This is a genomic window from Streptomyces sp. NPDC002888, assembly GCF_042888465.1.
Lineage (GTDB): Bacteria > Actinomycetota > Actinomycetes > Streptomycetales > Streptomycetaceae > Streptomyces.
The window spans coordinates 63,885-80,305 of the sequence record NZ_JBIAPU010000019.1; the positions used below are offsets into that span (position 1 = coordinate 63,885).

The following is a 16,421-nucleotide window of genomic DNA, read 5'->3' on the forward strand; positions in this document are numbered from 1 at the left end:
GAGACTCCTTTGTTCCGTAGGTGAGATGAGGGCCGTCAGCCCTTGACCGCGCCGAGCATCACGCCCGAGACGAAGTAGCGCTGGACGAACGGGTACACGCAGAGGATCGGCAGGGCGGTGAGGACGATGGTGACCGCCTGGATGCTCGCGCCCACCTGGCTGAGCTGCTCGGTGGTGGCTCCGGCGTTGCCGCCGCCGGTGGCGCCCGCGATGAGGTTGCGCAGATAGACAGTGACCGGCATCAGGTCCGTGCTGTCCATGTAGAGGAAGGCGCTGAACCAGGAGTTCCAGAAGGACACCGAGTAGAAGAGCACCATCGTCGCGACGACCGCCTTGGACAGCGGCAGCACGATCCTGAGGAGGACGCCGTAGGTGCTCAGTCCGTCGATCTGCGCGGCCTCCTCCAGTTCGGTCGGCAGGCTTTCGAAGAAGGCCTTCATCACCAGCAGGTTGAAGACACTGATCGCGTTGGGCAGCGCGATCGCCCAGACGCTGTTCTTCAGGCCGAGGCTGGTGATCAGCACGTAGTTGGGGATCAGACCGCCGGTGAAGAACATGGTGAAGACCGCGATGCCGATGAGCGTGGTGCGGCCCCTGAGGTGCCTCTTCGACAGGACGTAGGCGTAACAGGTCGTCAGAACCATGGCCACGGCCGTCGACACGACCGTGTACAGCACGGTGTTGCCGTAGTTCCGCCAGAACATGGAGTCCTGGAACACGATCTTGTACGTGGTGAGGTTGAACCCCTTGGGCCACAGCGTCACTTCACCGGCCCGGATCTGGCGCTCACCGCTGAAGGACCGCGCGACGATGTTGAGAAAGGGGTACAGGGTCACGATGACGACGAGAGAGAGGACCACCCCGTTGACGCCCTGGAAGACCCGGTACGAACGGCTCGGCTTCACCACAGGCTGGTCCCCACTGTGCGGCGCGAGAGCTGGTTGGCGGAGGTGATCAGCACCAGCCCGATGACCGCCTCGAACAGGCCGATGGCGGCGGCGTAGCTGAAGCTGTTCGACTCCACACCGGCCCGGTAGACGTACGTCGAGATCACATCGGCGGTCGGATAGGTCAGCGGGTTGTACAGCAGCAGCACCTTCTCGAAGCCGACCGCCATGAACGTGCCGATGTTGAGGATCAGCAGCGTGATCATGGTGGGGCGGATGCCGGGCAGGGTGACGTGCCAGATCTGCTGCCAGCGGTTGGCGCCGTCGATGCGCGCGGCCTCGTACAGGTCCTCGTCGATCGTGGTGAGCGCGGCGAGGTAGAGGATCGTGCCCCAGCCGGCGGTCTGCCAGACCTCGGAACCGACGTAGATCGTGCGGAACCACTCCGGTTCCTGGATGAAGCGGATCGGATCGTGGCCGAACCAGCCGAGGGCGTGGTTGACCGGGCCGTCCGTGGCGAGTATCTGCATCGTGATGCCGGCGACGATCACGATCGACAGGAAGTGCGGCAGGTACGACACCGACTGCACGAACCGTTTCAGGGAGTGCCGGCGCACCTCGTTCAGCAGCAGCGCGAGCACGATCGGGATCGGGAAGCAGAAGACGAGCGTGAGCCCGCCGAGCCACAGGGTGTTGCGGAACACCTGCCAGAAGGTCGGGTCGCTGAGGAACATGCGCACATAGCGCAGGCCCACCCACTGCTCGCCGAACATCGAGCCGCCCGGCTCGAAGCGCCGGAAGGCGATCACGTTGCCGATCATCGGCAGATAGCGGAAGACCAGGAAGAACAGCAGCGGCAGGACGGCCAGTGAGTACAGCTGCCAGTCCCGGCGCAGAGGGCGCCGTCGGCCGCGGTGGACCGCGGGGCGGGGTTCCGGCTTCGTCCGGGGTGGACCCTGGGTGCCGGGGGGTGGAGCTGATGTGGTGGTGCTCATGCTCGGGCCTCCCGGAGGACGGATGAACCGAAACTTTCGAGCTCTTACCGGTAACTTCGCGGCAACTTAAGGGCACCCAGAAACCGCTGTCAATGGGTGTTGCGGGGATCTCTTGAGGCGCCGGTGGGGCGTTGGGATACGCAAGCGACTGGGTATGACACCCGGTGAGTTCCTTTTTCCGTCGCAAGTTTCCGCATTCCGACCGACTCCTGCGAGGTACCGTGCCCGCGTTCGACCTGCCGTTGAGGGAGCTGGAAGACCACCGGCCCGACCTCCAGGAGCCCCCGGACTTCGAGGAGTTCTGGCACGCCACCCTGAAGGAGGCCGCCCAGCCGGAGCCGTTGGTGTCGGTGCGGCCGGTGGAGAACGGCCTGCGCCTGACGGACAGTTGGGACGTCACGTTCCGCGGCTTCGCCGGTGACCCGGTGCGCGCCTGGTTCAGCCGGCCGGCCGGAGTGCGCGAGCCGCTCCCGGCGGTCGTCGAGTACGCCGGCTACGGGCGCGGCCGCGGCCTCCCGCACGAGCGGCTGACCTGGGTGAACGCCGGGTACGCGCATCTGCTGATGGACAACCGCGGTCAGGGTGACCAGTACGGCAACGGCGGCGACACCCCCGACCCGCACGCCTGCGCGCCCGGCGGACCCGGCCCGGCCGCACGGGGCCTGCTCTCCCCGCACGACCACCACTACCGGCGGCTCATCACGGACGCGGTGCGCGCGGTCGCCGCGGCCCGTGTCCTGCCCGCCGTCGACGCCTCACGCACCGCCGCCGTCGGCAACAGCCAGGGCGGCGGACTCGCCCTGGCCGTCGCCGGACTGGTCCCCGACCTGGCCGCCGCCGTCGTCACCGCCCCGCTGCTGTGCGGCATCCGGCGTGCCCTGGACCTCACCGACGCGGGCCCCTACGGCGAGATCGCCGCGTACCTCTCCGTCCACCGCGGCGCCGAACAGGCCGCCCACCGCACCCTGTCCTACCTGGAGGGCATCTCCTTCGCCCGCCGCGCCCACGCCCCGGCCCACTTCGGCGTCGGTCTGCGCGACACGGTCTGCCCGCCGAGCGGGGCGTACGCGGCCTTCAACCGCTACGGCGAACTGACCGCCACGACCCCGGGCAAGGAGATCCACGCCTACCCCTACAACGGCCACGAGGGCGGTGACGCGTTCCAGGTCCGGCGCCAACTGAGCTGGCTGCGTGAGGTGTTCGAGAGCTGAAGGCGACGCGAGAACGGAAAACGATCACGGGCCCGGTGGGCATACGACTCCTGCCCACCGGACCCGCTCCGAACGGCCGAACGGTCGAACGCGCTAACCGACCCGACAGGGCAGGCTCGTGGCCGGATCACCGCCGGAGCCGGTGACCACGTAACCGAAGGTCGTACTCTTCCCTGGATCCAACGACCCGTTCCAGCCGGCGTTGTGAACCATCACGTCCTGACCTGTGTACGTCGCGCTGCCGCTCCACAGGCTGTCGACCTTCTGGCCGCTGGGCAGCGTCCAGTTGACCATCCAGCCGAGCATCGGGACGGTGCCCGAGTTGGTGACGGTCACCTCGGACTGGTAGCCGCCGTTCCAGCTGCCGGTCGTCTTGCGGGTGGCGGTGCAGGCGCCGGGCGGAGGCTCGGTCGGGGGGTTGCCCGGGTCGTGGATCCCGGTCACCTCGCCGTTGCCGCCGTCGAAGACGATGTCGGAGCAGGAGTAGAACGTCTCCTGGCTGTCGGAGCGCTGCCACACCATGTAGATGATGTGCCGCCCCGACTTGTTCGCGGGCAGCTTGCCCGTCCAGGCGTAGTTGGCCTCGACCGTGCCCGGGCTGCCGTTGAGCGGCGGGTGGTCGACGCTCAGGAAGGGCTGGGCCTCCATGTCGTTCCAGGTGAGCGTCTTCTTGGGGTCGAAGCCGTCCTTGGTGACGTACACGTAGAACCAACCCGGGTGCGCGGCCCAGGCGTTGTACGAGAAGTCGACCGTCGCACCCGAGGTGAGGTGGGTGAGCGGCCAGTCGTCGCGGGCCGCGTTGAAGCCCGTGAAGTTGGTGTTGCCGCCACTGCACAGCTCGCCGTCCGGCACGAAGCCGCGGGTGCGGCCCCCGCCGTCCGAGCGCAGCACGGAGAACCAGTTGTAGAACGGCGTGGTCCCGCTGACCTGTTGCGCCGCTTTGCAGGCCTGGTTGACCGGCTTGATCTCGCCGGTGTCGGTGAGGGCGTCCTGCCAGCACAGGAAGGTGCGGCTGCCGGGCTTCATCGGGGTGCCGTGGGCCTCCGCCTTGCCGCCCGCCGTGACGATCAGCCCGAGGGCCGGGATCGTGGTGAGCAGGGCCAGCAGGACGAGGAGCAGGGCACCGCGGGAGCTGCGATGCGGTAATCGCGGGATTCCGGGGGGAGTTGCGGTTGTTCTTGCCATAGGCATGACAGAGATACGTCCCTTCGCTCGGCGGTCGGGAGGAACGTGCGGATGGGGGTGACGGGGAGGTGGGGGCGGTTCCCCGGCGGGTTCCGGTCCACCGTTGTGGGAGCGCTCCCACCTCACCTTCTGCGGAAGGTAGCGCTGAGCGCCGCAGTTGTAAACGGCCGGCGCACAAGGGCGTGGTCGAAGGGGCTTGAGTCGTTGTCGGTGGCGGGTCGTAGGGTGCGGGCATGACGGTGGTGTTCGACATGCACGACGGGCTGGCCAGGGCGTTGCGGGGACGGGCCGAGGCCTGGGATTTCCTGCGTGCCTTCGCCGCGCACTGGACGCGGCCGCTGGAACCGGGGGACGGCTGGAGCGCGGAGGCCGTGGCCGGGGCCGAGCGGCGGCTGGGGGTCGCTCTGCCGGCCGCGCTGCGGGAGGCGTACGTGCTGTTCGGCCGCCGTACCGACCTGACGAGCAACCACGACACCCTGCTCGGCCCGGACGAGCTGTACGTGTCCGACGGTGCGCTGGTGTACCGGGTGGAGAACCAGGGGTGCGCCTTCTGGGGCGTCGCGCTGGAGGACCTGGAGCGCGCGGACCCCGGCACACTGATACGCCCCGACCTCGCGGACAAGTCGCAGGAGCGCTGGGAGCCGTGGGAGCCCAGTCTGTCGGCCGCCTGCGTCTCGATGGTCATGTCGGAGACGGTGCTGCGGGACGACGGGCTCACCGATCACGGCGAGGTGGCGGAGGGCGAGCTCGACCTGGTGGGGATATTGCGCCGCCTGCCCGACATCGGGCCGGAGTTGCGCTGGTTCAGCGGTCCGGACGTCCTGGTGCGTGAGGTGGAGGGCGGCTTCCTCGACGTGCGGGCCCGCACCGAGGAGGCGCTGGACGCGGTGCGGGAGGCGATACCGGCGGACTGGCTGAACGGCTGAGCGGCTGAGGGGGGTTCAGTCCCGCGGCTTACCGCAGGGAGACCCTGGGGCTCCACGTCAGGGTGTCCGGGGCCTCCTCCCCCATCGTCGGCAGCTCGACCGTGAACTCCGTGCGGCCCGGCTCGCTTCGTACGTCGATGCGGCCGCCGTGCGCCGCCGTGATCGCCGCGGCGATGGCGAGGCCCAGGCCGGAGCCGTCCGGGGTGTCGTGAGAGCGGGCGCGGGAGGTGTCGGCGCGGGTGAAGCGTTCGAAGACCGTGGGGAGGAGGTCGGGCGGGATACCCGGGCCGTCGTCCCGGACGCGGATGACGCACAGGCCTCCCCCGGACTCCACGCCGACGATCACCGTCGTGCCCGGCGGTGTGTGCGTCCGCGCGTTGGCCAGCAGGTTGGCCACCACCTGGTGCAGCCGTGCCTCGTCGCCGACGACCAGCGGGGGCGTGTCGAGGGGCAGTTCGAGGCGCCAGTCGTGGTCGCCGCCCGCGACCCGCGCGTCCCACACCGCCTCGGCGACCAGCGCCGCGAGGTCCACCTCAGCCGCCGCCAAGGCCCGCCCCTCGTCGAGCCGGGCGAGCAGCAGGAGGCCCTCGACCAGGACCGTCATGCGTGCCGACTCCGCGGAGACCCGGCGCCAGGCGAGGACGGGTTCGATCAGGCCGGGGCCGCGGTTCATGAGTTCGGCGTATCCGGCGATGGAGGCGAGCGGGGTGCGCAGTTCGTGGCTGGCGTCGGCGAGGAAGCGGCGCATGCGCTCCTCGCTGCGGCGCACCCGCTCCTCGCCGCGCTGCCGTTCGGCGAGCGAGGACTCCATGTGGTCGATCATGCGGTTGAGGGCAGCTCCGACCTGACCGGCCTCGGTGCCGGGGTCGGTGTCGCGTTCGGGCACGCGGGTCAGCCCGCCGGCGGCGCCGGACAGCGGCGCGCGCGAGACCTCGACGGCGGTGGCGACGACCCGGCCGAGGGGGCGCAGTTGTCGTCGTACGACCACGGCGCACACACAGCCCGCGACGGCCAGCCCGACTCCCGCGACGGCCGCCTCGACGACCACCAGCCCCCTGACCATGTCCTGCACGTCGCCCATCGGCAGCCCGGCCAGGACGCGCACGCCGTCGTCGTCGAGCGCGGTGACCCGGTAGGTACCCAGGCCGGGCACCGTCCGGGTGTGCGGCGCGCCGTCGGTCCCGGTGCCGTCGAGCGCCGCACGCTGGGCGGTGGTCAGGTCGCGCGGCGGCGCGTCCTGGCGGACGAGGGCCGCGGCCAGGACGGCGCCGTGGCCGTCGAGGCGTGCGGCGAGCAGACCGGCCGGGTGCCCGTTGCCGTCGAGGAAGCCGAGGGCCGTCTCGTCGCCGGGGTGCAGCGCGGCCTCGCCCAGGCCGCGTCGGGCGGCCTCGGTGACCCGGCCGTCGAGGTCGCCGAGAAGATGGGCGCGCTGAACGAACACGGTGATGAGCGCCATCGCCGCGCACACGGCGACGAGGGCGGCGCCGATGAGGACGAGGAGGCGGGTGCGCAGGGTGCGGCCGCGCGGGCGAGGGGTCATCTCCCGTCCTCCACGGGCCGGGTGACGTTCCTCCAGCCACACGCGGTGTGGTTCAAGGTCATCTCCCGTCCTCCACAGGCCGGGTGACGTTCCTCCGGCCACACGCGGTGTGGTTCAAGGTCATCTCCCGTCCTCCACAGGCCGGGTGACGTTCCTCCGGCCACGCGCGGTGTGGTTCACCGGCGCCCGGCTTGTGCGGGTCCTCCGGCGCGTCCGGGCCTTGCGCAGCACCTGACGGGGGGTCGGTGAGCACGGGCTCGTCGTCGACGATCGGCACGCGGACGCCGCCGGTTCGGGACGCGGAGGTGGCGGTCATGTCTCGATACTGTCCCGGCGGGCTGGGGGAATCCTGTGTTCAACCTGAGCCGCAGCCGTGCGTTCGGCCGCCCGACCTGCGGGATCGGTCAACTTAACGGGTTGAAGCCGATATTGGCGCTGCCGGTTCGTCCGCCGCGCTGATAGCCTCCCGCAGCATGCTGGTGCGACTGCGGTGAGGGGGAGCCGTGGCTCTGAACGATGCCTTGCTGGCCATCGGCAGTGCCGGTGGGGTCGTGGCGCTGGCCTCGGCAGCCGGGGCGTACATCCGTCATCGCCGGGAAAGACGGCGGGGGGAGCAGTGGGGCCCTCCGACCAGCGGCTGGACTGCCGAAGCGGCCCCGCCTGACGATCCGCCGTCCAGCAGCACGCCTCCCGGCCCTCCGCTGGACGACGACGACTGGGACGACGGTCCCGAAGGCGACAGCAATGGAGTGGGAGCCTGACGGGAAGGCCGGTGTCTCACTGTGGGTGATATCGCCAAGGGGGTCCTCGGCGGGGCCTGGGCCTTGCTGGTCGGGTGGATCGTCCCGACCGCGCTCAACCTCTCCGTGTTCCTGTTGGTGGTCGCCCAGGGTCGGGAGAGCCTCGGCCCGATCGAACGGATCTGGCCGGGGACACGGCCGAGCATGTCGTTGGTACTGCTCGTGGGCTCCGTCCTCGCCGGTCTGGTGCTCCACGCCCTGCAGAACACCCTGTACCGGCTTCTGGAGGGCTACGTGCTGTGGCCGGCCCGGCTCGCCGCCCTCGGACGCGGGCGGCGACTGCGGGCCAAGCACGATCTGCGCGATCGCGCGGCCCTGCTGCGTCTGGAGCGACGGGAACAGGAGGGCCGCCTGCGTCCGGAAGCCGCGGCCGAGCTGGCGCGTCTGCGCGAGGATCCGCGCACGGCACGGCTCGCCCACCCGGACCGGGGGCGCACGGCGGCGCAGCGGGCCATGCTGCAGGAGAGGCTGGCCCGGTATCCCGTGAGCGACGAGCAGATCGCCCCGACCCGGCTGGGCAACGCGATCCGGAGGTTCGAGGAGTACGGATACGACCGGTTCCGGCTCGACACGCAGGTGATGTGGCACGAGTTGACGGGTGCCGCACCGGATGCGGTCGGACGCCAGGTGGAACTCGCCCGGACCCGGGTCGACTTCTTCGTCGCCCTGTTCTACGGACACGGTGTCGTCGCTCTTTCGGCCCTCGTCGGGCTCCTGGCTCCCCGTCCGCAACCGGGTCTTCAGGTGGCCTCGGCCGCCGTCCTGGTCGCCCTGATGCCGGTGTGGTACTGGTCGGCGGTGACGGCCACCGACGAATGGGCGGCGGCCGTCCGGGCTCTGGTCAACCTGGGCCGCAAGCCGCTGGCCGAGTCGCTCGGTTACAGCCTGCCTCCGGCTCTGGAGGACGAGCGCACCATGTGGACCATGGTCTGCCGACTGTCCCGGCTTCCCTACCACGAACGCGCCTCCGCGCTGGACCCGTACCGCGCCCGCCCGCCGGACGAGGCCACCCGCCCTCAGTGAACGCGCCGGGCCACCGGGCCGCTCACGGCGAAGGGCCGCACCCCCGTCACCGGGATGCGGCCCTCGACTGCCCTGCCCTACCGCTTACTTGCGGAGCAGGCTGCGCAGCACGTACTGCATGATGCCGCCGTTGCGGTAGTAGTCCGCCTCGCCGGGGGTGTCGATGCGGACGACCGCGTCGAACTCGACGCCCGTGTCGGTGGTGACCTTCACCGTGCGCGGGGTGGTGCCGTTGTTCAGTTCCTCGACGCCGGTGAAGGAGAAGGTCTCCTCGCCGGTCAGGCCGAGGGTCGCGGCGGACTGGCCCTCCGGGAACTGGAGCGGCAGGACGCCCATGCCGATGAGGTTGGAGCGGTGGATGCGCTCGTACGACTCGGCGATGACGGCCTTGACGCCGAGGAGCGCGGTGCCCTTGGCGGCCCAGTCGCGGGACGAGCCGGAGCCGTACTCCTTGCCGGCCAGGATGGCCAGCGGGATGCCCTGCTCGATGTAGTTGCGGGAGGCGTCGTAGATGAACGACACCGGACCGCCGTCCTGGGTGAAGTCGCGGGTGTAGCCGCCTTCCGTGCCCGACGCGATCTGGTTGCGCAGGCGGATGTTGGCGAACGTACCGCGGATCATGACCTCGTGGTTGCCACGGCGGGAGCCGTAGGAGTTGAAGTCACGACGCTCCACACCGTGCTCGGTGAGGTACTTGCCCGCCGGGGTGTCGGCCTTGATGGCACCGGCCGGGGAGATGTGGTCGGTGGTGACCGAGTCGCCCAGCTTGGCGAGCACGCGGGCACCGGTGATGTCGCTGACCGGGGACGGCTCGTGGGCCATGCCCTCGAAGTACGGGGGCTTGCGGACGTACGTCGACTCCGCGTCCCACTCGAAGGTGTTGCCGGTCGGGATCGGCAGCGCCTGCCACTGGGCGTCGCCCGCGAAGACGTCGGCGTAGGACTTGTTGAACATGTCCTCGCCGATGGCGTTCGCCACGACGTCGTTGACCTCGGCCTCGGAGGGCCAGATGTCGGCCAGGAAGACCGGCTTGCCGTCCTGGTCGACACCCAGGGCGTCCTTGGTGATGTCCACCTTCATGGAGCCGGCGAGGGCGTACGCGACGACCAGCGGCGGGGACGCCAGGTAGTTCATCTTGACGTCGGGGTTGATACGGCCCTCGAAGTTCCGGTTGCCGGAGAGGACCGAGGTGACCGCGAGGTCGTGGTCGTTGACGGCCTGGGAGACCTCCTCCGGCAGCGGGCCGGAGTTGCCGATGCAGGTGGTGCAGCCGTAGCCGACGAGGTTGAAGCCGACCTTGTCGAGGTACGGGGTCAGGCCCGCCTTGTCGAAGTAGTCGGTGACGACCTTCGAGCCCGGGGCGAGGGTGGTCTTGACCCACGGCTTGCGGGTCAGGCCCTTCTCCACGGCCTTCTTCGCGACGAGCGCGGCGGCGACCATGACGTACGGGTTCGAGGTGTTGGTGCAGGAGGTGATGGCCGCGACCGTCACCGCACCGTGGTCGATCTCGTACGTCGAGCCGTCGGGGGCGGTCACGGTGACCGGGTTGGACGGGGCGCCGTTCGGGATCGACGAGGGCGCGTCGGAGCTCGGGAAGGACTCCTTGCTCGCCTCGTACTCGTCGCTGACGTAGGCGCGGACGTCCTGCTTGAACTGCTCGGCGGCGTTCGCGAGGACGATGCGGTCCTGCGGGCGCTTCGGGCCGGCGATGGAGGGGACGACCGTGGACAGGTCGAGCTCGAGCTTCTCGGAGAAGTCCGGCTCCGCCGTCGGGTCCAGCCAGAGGCCCTGCTGCTTGGCGTACGCCTCGACGAGCGCGAGCTGCTGCTCGGAGCGGCCGGTCAGCTTGAGGTAGTTGATCGTTTCCGCATCGATCGGGAAGATCGCGGCGGTGGAGCCGAACTCCGGCGACATGTTGCCGATGGTGGCGCGGTTGGCGAGGGAGGTGGCGGCGACGCCCTCGCCGTAGAACTCGACGAACTTGCCGACGACGCCGTGCTTGCGGAGCATCTCGGTGATGGTCAGCACGAGGTCGGTGGCGGTGGTGCCCGGCTTCAGCTCACCGGTCAGCTTGAAGCCGACGACGCGCGGGATGAGCATGGAGACCGGCTGGCCGAGCATCGCGGCCTCGGCCTCGATGCCGCCGACGCCCCAGCCCAGCACACCGAGGCCGTTGACCATGGTGGTGTGCGAGTCGGTGCCGACGAGGGTGTCGGGGTAGGCCTGCCCATTGCGGACCATGACCGTACGCGCCAGGTGCTCGATGTTCACCTGGTGGACGATGCCGGTGCCGGGGGGTACGACCTTGAACTCGTCGAAGGCGGTCTGGCCCCAGCGCAGGAACTGGTAGCGCTCCTTGTTGCGGCCGTACTCCAGCTCGACGTTCTGCGCGAAGGCGTCGTTCGTGCCGAACTTGTCGGCGATGACGGAGTGGTCGATGACCAGCTCGGCCGGGGCCAGCGGGTTGATCTTCGCGGGGTCGCCGCCGAGCTCCTTGACGGCCTCGCGCATGGTGGCGAGGTCGACGACACAGGGAACGCCGGTGAAGTCCTGCATGATCACACGGGCCGGCGTGAACTGGATCTCCTGGCTGGGCTGGGCCTGCGAGTCCCAGCTGCCGAGGGCGCGGATGTGGTCGGCGGTGATGTTCGCGCCGTCCTCCGTGCGGAGCAGGTTCTCCAGCAGGACCTTGAGGCTGTAAGGGAGTCGGGCCGAGCCCTCCACCTTGTCCAGGCGGAAGATCTCGTACGACTCGTCGCCCACCTGCAGCGTGCTACGGGCGTCGAAGCTGTTCGCCGACACGACGGTCTCCTTCATTGATGTGCGCGTACCACCGCATCCTGCCGCCACGCAGGCTTGGCCGATCCGCTAAGGTAAGGCTAAGTTAGGTAACCCTTACCGTTCTGGCGGCTGCGGTGCGCCTCGGCAGATATCTCGATGTCGAGATAACTCTAGTACATGGGGGCGGACTGGTCATGCCCGGGCCTCGCCGAACCGTGCCCGATGCCGGAAGATCTCCCCATGAATCTCGACCCCGCACTGATCGGCCACTGGAGCAGCACCCCCTTCGACATCGGCGTGATGGAGACGTCCGGGATCGAGCTCCGCGCGGACGGAAGCGGCAGCGGGACGGTGGCCAACGCGGCCGGCGACGACACCGGGGAGTTCCACTGGGGGTGTCCGGAGGCGGGGGTCCTGGAGTTGCGCGACGGTGGTGACGTGACGCGGCACCGCTACTCCGTCGGACCCGTCGTGCCGCCGTACGCGACCGAGGTCGTGACGACGGTCACTTTCGAGGAAGTCGTGCTGTACGCCCATCAGTTCGTGAAGTGGGGGTAGCCGACCAGGGAGGGCACGTACGCCGAGCTCTTCGAAAGGAGGCACGATGCCCCTCACGTTCCGCAAGAGCTTCCGCATCCTCCCCGGGGTGCGCCTGAACATCAACAAGCGCTCCTGGTCCATCACCACCGGCGGAAAGAACGGACCGCGCCACACCCGCAGCAGCACGGGACGTCGTACGACATCGATGGATTTGCCCGGACCTTTCGGGTGGCGCCGTACGCGGACCACCAGGGGTCATTGACGTCCCGTCACCCGAATGGACCCCCCAAGAGGCGCCATCTCATATCTGAGATAACCTCAACCCCATGGCAGACGACTACCTCGTACGCATCGGCAAGCTCATCCGTGACGCCCGCCAGCATCGTGGCTGGACACAGTCCCAGTTGGCGGAGGCGCTCGGAACCAGTCAGAGCGCAGTCAACCGCATCGAGCGCGGCAACCAGAACATCAGCCTTGAGATGATCGCTCGCATCGGTGAGGCTCTGGACAGCGAGATCGTCTCTCTGGGCTACGCCGGTCCGATGCATCTGCGGGTGGTCGGCGGCCGCCGCCTCTCCGGTGCCATCGACGTCAAGACGAGCAAGAACGCCTGCGTGGCCCTGCTGTGCGCCTCGCTGCTCAACAAGGGGCGCACGGTGCTGCGCAGGGTCGCCCGCATCGAGGAGGTCTACCGCCTGCTGGAGGTCCTCGGCTCGATCGGCGTACGCGCCCGCTGGATCAACGACGGCGTCGACCTGGAGATCGTGCCGCCGGCCGAGCTGGACATGGCGGCCATCGACGCCGAGGCGGCCGTGCGCACGCGGTCCATCATCATGTTCCTCGGCCCGCTGCTGCACCGCGTGGACCGCTTCAAGCTGCCCTACGCCGGCGGCTGTGACCTCGGCACCCGCACCATCGAGCCGCACATGATCGCACTGCGCCGGTTCGGCCTGGAGGTGGCCGCCACCGAGGGCCAGTACCACGCCACGGTGAACCGTTCCGTGCGCCCGGACCGCCCGATCGTGCTGACCGAGCGCGGCGACACCGTGACCGAGAACGCGCTGCTCGCCGCCGCCCGGCACGACGGCGTCACGATCATCCGCAACGCCTCCTCCAACTACATGGTCCAGGACCTGTGCTTCTTCCTGGAGGCGCTCGGCGTCCGGGTCGAGGGCATCGGCACCACCACCCTCACCGTGCACGGCGTGCCGGACATCGACGCCGACGTGGACTACTCCCCCTCCGAGGACCCGGTCGAGGCGATGAGCCTGCTGGCCGCGGCCGTCGTCACCGAGTCGGAGCTGACGGTACGTCGGGTGCCGATCGAGTTCCTGGAGATCGAGCTCGCCGTCCTCGAGGAGATGGGGCTCGACCACGACCGCACGCCCGAGTACTTCGCCGACAACGGCCGCACCCGACTGGTGGACCTCACCGTGCGCCCCTCCAAGCTGGAGGCGCCGATCGACAAGATCCACCCCATGCCGTTCCCCGGCCTGAACATCGACAACGTCCCCTTCTTCGCGGCGATCGCCGCCTCCGCGCAGGGCAAGACCCTCATCCACGACTGGGTCTACGACAACCGCGCGATCTACCTGACCGACCTCAACCGCCTCGGCGGACGCCTGCAACTCCTCGACCCTCACCGCGTCCTCGTCGAGGGCCCCACCCGCTGGCGCGCCGCCGAGATGATGTGCCCGCCCGCCCTGCGCCCCGCCGTCGTCGTCCTCCTCGCGATGATGGCCGCCGAGGGCACGTCCGTCCTGCGCAACGTCTACGTCATCAACCGCGGCTACGAGGACCTCGCGGAACGCCTCAACACGATCGGGGCGCAGATCGAGATCTTCCGGGACATCTGAGGGTCCTCAGAAAAGGCGCCGTCACACCCCTGCTGACCTGCATAAATGCGATGCGGGAGGGGAGGTGGCGGCGCCTCTGGGACTATTCGTCGCGGTGAGACCGTTCAGGGCGGTGGGGGGGGGGGGGGGGGGGGGGGGGGGGGGGGGGGGGGGGGGGGGGGGCGGGGCGGGGGCGGGGGCGGGGGGCGGGGCCGGGGGGGGGGGGGGGGGCCGGCCCCCCCCCCCCCCCCCCCCCCCCCCCCCCCCCCCCCCCCCCCCCTTCCCTGCGGAACTGCACATGACCGGACCGCGAACGCCCCAGCGCCGAAGGCGCCGCCGCCCCCGTGTCCGCACGGGCGCGGATCGACGCGTCTGCGTACGGGCCCTGGAGCGATACGAGCAGTCCGGCGCCGAAGCGCGGCCGAGCCAGTCATGAGTGCCATCTCCGGCCGTCCGTCGTCGCCATGGCCCACCCTGAAACCCGATGGCAGGCCACTCTCTGACCGGTGCCCGAGCCCGGACTTCCGGGCCGTTCACGAGGCGGAGGCTGTCGGGCCGGACCCCTTTTCCTCAGGGCTCCGGCCCGACACGACGACCCCGTCGACGGTGACGTCGCGGTTCGTGCAGGGGGGGTCTGTGGCGGCTGGACGTCGCCGCCCGCACAGCCGACGTCGTCCCGAGGCCCGAGCCGTCAGGCGCCGGCGTCCGCGCGTGAGACGAGGTCCGCGATACGGGCCCACATCTGCGGCGGGTTGGAGTACATCGGGAAATGGGCGCAGTGCTCGATCTCGGCGAGCTCGACGCCGCCTTCGGCCAGGACGGGGAGATAGGACAGGGTGTTGTTCTGCTCCCCGTACATGAACATCTTCGGCGCGGGAAGCCCGAGGAACCGGTCGAGCAGCTTGCCGTGGTCGGAGAGGTGGACCATGGATTCGAAGACGGCCCTGACCGCTGCGGCCCGGACCTTGTGGGGAAGGCTCGACGCATACAGGGCGCCACCGTAGAAGCGGGAGCCGCCGACGCGTTCGGCGAACCGGGCCAGGAACTCGTCCGGGTCGTCGGCGGCGTGGGTGACGATCTGCCGGCTGAGGAAGCAGTCCTCGGGTGCGACGTTGCCCTCGATGTTGGTGAAGCTCGCGACCCTGCCGGGGTCGCCGTCGGCGAGCACGAGTGCGGTCAGGCCGCCCATCGAGTGCCCGACGACGTGGAACCGGTCGATCTGCCGAGCCCCCAGGACCCGTTCGGCGACGGAGACGAGGAAGGGGATGGAGACGGCGCCGAGGTCCGCGCAGGTGCTGGCGCCGCAGCCGGGCGCGTCGTAGGCCAGGACGGGCCGGTCGGCCAGCGCGGTCTGCTGGACGACATCCGCGTAGTCCTCCTTCGTCGAGCCGAAGCCGTGCAGGAAGACCAGGGGCGTGCCGGTCCCACCACGGTGAAGGCCGGACACCTCGACGCGGGTCGCGCCGACGGTAAGGGGGAGCGTGAAGCGTTCGAGCTTCCTCACCGGGCTCATCGGACCTCCTCCAGCTGTTGCGCGGCCGTCTCATGCACCGTGAATCCGAAGGCGGTCCGCACTCGCTCGATCGCGGTGACCAGCGTGTCGTCGTCGACAGCGAAGCACACGCGGATGCGTCCAGGCGCGTTGAACGCCTCGCCGGGTACGACCGCGAGATGGACCGTGTCGAGGAGCCACGCGGCGAGGTCGGCGCTGCTGGTCCAGCCGCGGTCGCGGAGCAGTCCGCTGGCGTCGGGGAAAGCGAACATGCCGCCGTCGGGCAGCGGGCAGTCGATGCCGTCGATCCCGTTCAGCGCCTCCACCAGCAGCGCGCGTCGGCGCCGGTAGTCGCGGGCGGCCTCGACAGGGGTACCGGCGTCGCCCAGGGCGGCGAGGGCGGCCCGCTGGTTGACCGTCGGGACGTGGGTGATGGTGCGGGACACGTGCCGTCGCGCCGAGGCGATGACCTCCGGCGGCGCCGCGAGCCAGCCGACGCGCCAGCCGGTCATGGCGTGTTCCTTGGACACTCCGCCGACGACGACGGTACGGCCACGCAGCCGCGGAGCCACCCGCAGGATCGACTGGTAGGCCCCCGTGTAGTCGAACGCCCGGTAGATGTCGTCACTGATGACCCAGATGCCGTGCTGCTGCGCCCAGTCGGCGATCTCCCACAGCCGGGCCTCGGGGTGGACGGCGCCGGTGGGGTTGCCCGGGCTGGAAAGAATCACCGCCCGGGTGCGCGGGCCACGGCAGCTGTCGAGTGCCTCGGCCGAGAGCCGGAACGCCTCGTCGGTGGCGACCGGGACGGCGACACCGCCGGCGGCGGTGACGACTTCGGCGTGCCCGGGCCAGCCGGGCGCGGCGACCAGGACCTCGTCACCGGCGTCGATCAGGGCCTGGGTGGCGAGGAAGAGGGCGTGCTTCGCTCCGAGGGCGATCTGCACATCGTCCGCGCTCCAGGGGAGCCCGGTGTCACCGGCGACGGTGGTGGCGACGAGCGCCCGCAGGGCGGGGTCGCCCTGGGCCGTCCCGTAGTGGTGGGTGGCGGGGTCGCGGACCGCGGCCACGGCGGCCTCCACCACCGCGGCGCTGCTGGCCGCCTGGGGCTCACCGGCGGCGAGCGTGATGACGTCCGCGCCCTGAGCCCGTAGCGCTTCCGCCTGGGCGGCCACAGCGAAGATCGGGTTGTCCGTCATCGGCGTC

The 16,421-nt window shown here is 70.1% G+C and carries 14 protein-coding genes; 7 read left to right on the top strand and 7 right to left on the bottom strand.

Translation table 11 applies throughout. The annotated features are described in order from the left end of the window. Positions 1-35: 35 nt before the first annotated feature. Together ACFYWX_RS28790 and ACFYWX_RS28795 are read right to left on the bottom strand one after the other, a co-directional pair. Positions 36-908 carry a carbohydrate ABC transporter permease gene (locus ACFYWX_RS28790; RefSeq protein ID WP_389427023.1) on the bottom strand — a complete coding sequence of 291 codons (873 nt, stop codon included), beginning with the start codon at positions 906-908 and terminating at the stop codon, positions 36-38. Continuing rightward, positions 902-1,882, bottom strand: coding sequence for an ABC transporter permease (locus ACFYWX_RS28795; protein ID WP_389427024.1), 981 nt, complete (start codon positions 1,880-1,882; stop codon positions 902-904). The genes ACFYWX_RS28790 and ACFYWX_RS28795 overlap by 7 nt, the downstream gene beginning before the upstream one ends. Before the next feature lie 221 nt (positions 1,883-2,103). Between ACFYWX_RS28795 and ACFYWX_RS28800 the strand changes: the two genes are divergently transcribed. Beyond that, complete coding sequence (locus ACFYWX_RS28800; RefSeq protein WP_389427025.1) at positions 2,104-3,093, top strand: acetylxylan esterase; 990 nt, start codon at positions 2,104-2,106, stop codon at positions 3,091-3,093. A gap of 93 nt (positions 3,094-3,186) precedes the next feature. Here the strand turns inward: ACFYWX_RS28800 and ACFYWX_RS28805 are convergent, their stop codons facing one another. Next, entirely contained in the window at positions 3,187-4,278 is a 1,092-nt protein-coding gene (locus ACFYWX_RS28805; RefSeq protein ID WP_389427026.1) for a lytic polysaccharide monooxygenase, read from the bottom strand. 233 nt (positions 4,279-4,511) lie between these two features. Here ACFYWX_RS28805 and ACFYWX_RS28810 point away from each other — a divergent pair, with 233 nt between their 5' ends. Next, positions 4,512-5,204: an SMI1/KNR4 family protein gene (locus ACFYWX_RS28810; RefSeq protein ID WP_389427027.1), complete on the top strand. Its 693-nt coding sequence runs from the start codon at positions 4,512-4,514 to the stop codon at positions 5,202-5,204. Positions 5,205-5,232: 28 nt separating this feature from the next. On the opposite strand, the gene ACFYWX_RS28815 is transcribed toward ACFYWX_RS28810, so the two are convergent. Continuing rightward, a complete protein-coding gene (locus ACFYWX_RS28815) occupies positions 5,233-6,744 on the bottom strand; it encodes an ATP-binding protein (protein WP_389427028.1) in 1,512 nt (503 codons plus the stop codon). A gap of 503 nt (positions 6,745-7,247) precedes the next feature. Between ACFYWX_RS28815 and ACFYWX_RS28820 the strand changes: the two genes are divergently transcribed. Both ACFYWX_RS28820 and ACFYWX_RS28825 read left to right on the top strand, forming a co-directional pair. Then, positions 7,248-7,505: a hypothetical protein gene (locus tag ACFYWX_RS28820; RefSeq protein WP_389427029.1), complete on the top strand. Its 258-nt coding sequence runs from the start codon at positions 7,248-7,250 to the stop codon at positions 7,503-7,505. Positions 7,506-7,526: 21 nt separating this feature from the next. Continuing rightward, positions 7,527-8,567, top strand: coding sequence for a hypothetical protein (locus ACFYWX_RS28825; RefSeq protein WP_389427030.1), 1,041 nt, complete (start codon positions 7,527-7,529; stop codon positions 8,565-8,567). An 84-nt stretch (positions 8,568-8,651) separates the two neighbouring features. Here the strand turns inward: ACFYWX_RS28825 and acnA are convergent, their stop codons facing one another. Continuing rightward, the gene (gene acnA, locus ACFYWX_RS28830; protein WP_389427031.1) at positions 8,652-11,369 is read right to left on the bottom strand and encodes an aconitate hydratase AcnA; all 2,718 of its coding nucleotides are present in this window, start codon (positions 11,367-11,369) and stop codon (positions 8,652-8,654) included. Between the two features lie 219 nt (positions 11,370-11,588). Between acnA and ACFYWX_RS28835 the strand changes: the two genes are divergently transcribed. The 3 genes from ACFYWX_RS28835 to ACFYWX_RS28845 all read left to right on the top strand — a co-directional run bounded on the left by ACFYWX_RS28835 (position 11,589) and on the right by ACFYWX_RS28845 (position 13,744). Then, positions 11,589-11,906 carry a hypothetical protein gene (locus tag ACFYWX_RS28835; protein ID WP_389427032.1) on the top strand — a complete coding sequence of 106 codons (318 nt, stop codon included), beginning with the start codon at positions 11,589-11,591 and terminating at the stop codon, positions 11,904-11,906. A 46-nt stretch (positions 11,907-11,952) separates the two neighbouring features. After that, the gene (locus ACFYWX_RS28840) at positions 11,953-12,150 is read left to right on the top strand and encodes a DUF4236 domain-containing protein (protein WP_389427033.1); all 198 of its coding nucleotides are present in this window, start codon (positions 11,953-11,955) and stop codon (positions 12,148-12,150) included. A gap of 64 nt (positions 12,151-12,214) precedes the next feature. Beyond that, positions 12,215-13,744: a helix-turn-helix domain-containing protein gene (locus ACFYWX_RS28845; RefSeq protein WP_389427034.1), complete on the top strand. Its 1,530-nt coding sequence runs from the start codon at positions 12,215-12,217 to the stop codon at positions 13,742-13,744. Between the two features lie 670 nt (positions 13,745-14,414). Here the strand turns inward: ACFYWX_RS28845 and ACFYWX_RS28850 are convergent. Together ACFYWX_RS28850 and ACFYWX_RS28855 are read right to left on the bottom strand one after the other, a co-directional pair. Then, complete coding sequence (locus ACFYWX_RS28850) at positions 14,415-15,236, bottom strand: alpha/beta fold hydrolase (protein ID WP_389427035.1); 822 nt, start codon at positions 15,234-15,236, stop codon at positions 14,415-14,417. Then, a complete protein-coding gene (locus ACFYWX_RS28855) occupies positions 15,233-16,414 on the bottom strand; it encodes an aminotransferase class I/II-fold pyridoxal phosphate-dependent enzyme (RefSeq protein WP_389427036.1) in 1,182 nt (393 codons plus the stop codon). The genes ACFYWX_RS28850 and ACFYWX_RS28855 overlap by 4 nt, the downstream gene beginning before the upstream one ends. Positions 16,415-16,421 lie beyond the last annotated feature (7 nt).

Excerpts from the sequence above, each read along its gene's own strand:
- ACFYWX_RS28815 (WP_389427028.1), bottom strand. The coding sequence starts at position 6,744 with ATGACCCCTCGCCCGCGCGGCCGCACCCTGCGCACCCGCCTCCTCGTC.
- ACFYWX_RS28810 (WP_389427027.1), top strand. The coding sequence starts at position 4,512 with ATGACGGTGGTGTTCGACATGCACGACGGGCTGGCCAGGGCGTTGCGG.
- ACFYWX_RS28835 (WP_389427032.1), top strand. The coding sequence starts at position 11,589 with ATGAATCTCGACCCCGCACTGATCGGCCACTGGAGCAGCACCCCCTTC.
- ACFYWX_RS28805 (WP_389427026.1), bottom strand. The coding sequence starts at position 4,278 with ATGGCAAGAACAACCGCAACTCCCCCCGGAATCCCGCGATTACCGCAT.
- ACFYWX_RS28855 (WP_389427036.1), bottom strand. The coding sequence starts at position 16,414 with ATGACGGACAACCCGATCTTCGCTGTGGCCGCCCAGGCGGAAGCGCTA.
- ACFYWX_RS28845 (WP_389427034.1), top strand. The coding sequence starts at position 12,215 with ATGGCAGACGACTACCTCGTACGCATCGGCAAGCTCATCCGTGACGCC.
- ACFYWX_RS28795 (WP_389427024.1), bottom strand. The coding sequence starts at position 1,882 with ATGAGCACCACCACATCAGCTCCACCCCCCGGCACCCAGGGTCCACCC.
- ACFYWX_RS28850 (WP_389427035.1), bottom strand. The coding sequence starts at position 15,236 with ATGAGCCCGGTGAGGAAGCTCGAACGCTTCACGCTCCCCCTTACCGTC.
- ACFYWX_RS28840 (WP_389427033.1), top strand. The coding sequence starts at position 11,953 with ATGCCCCTCACGTTCCGCAAGAGCTTCCGCATCCTCCCCGGGGTGCGC.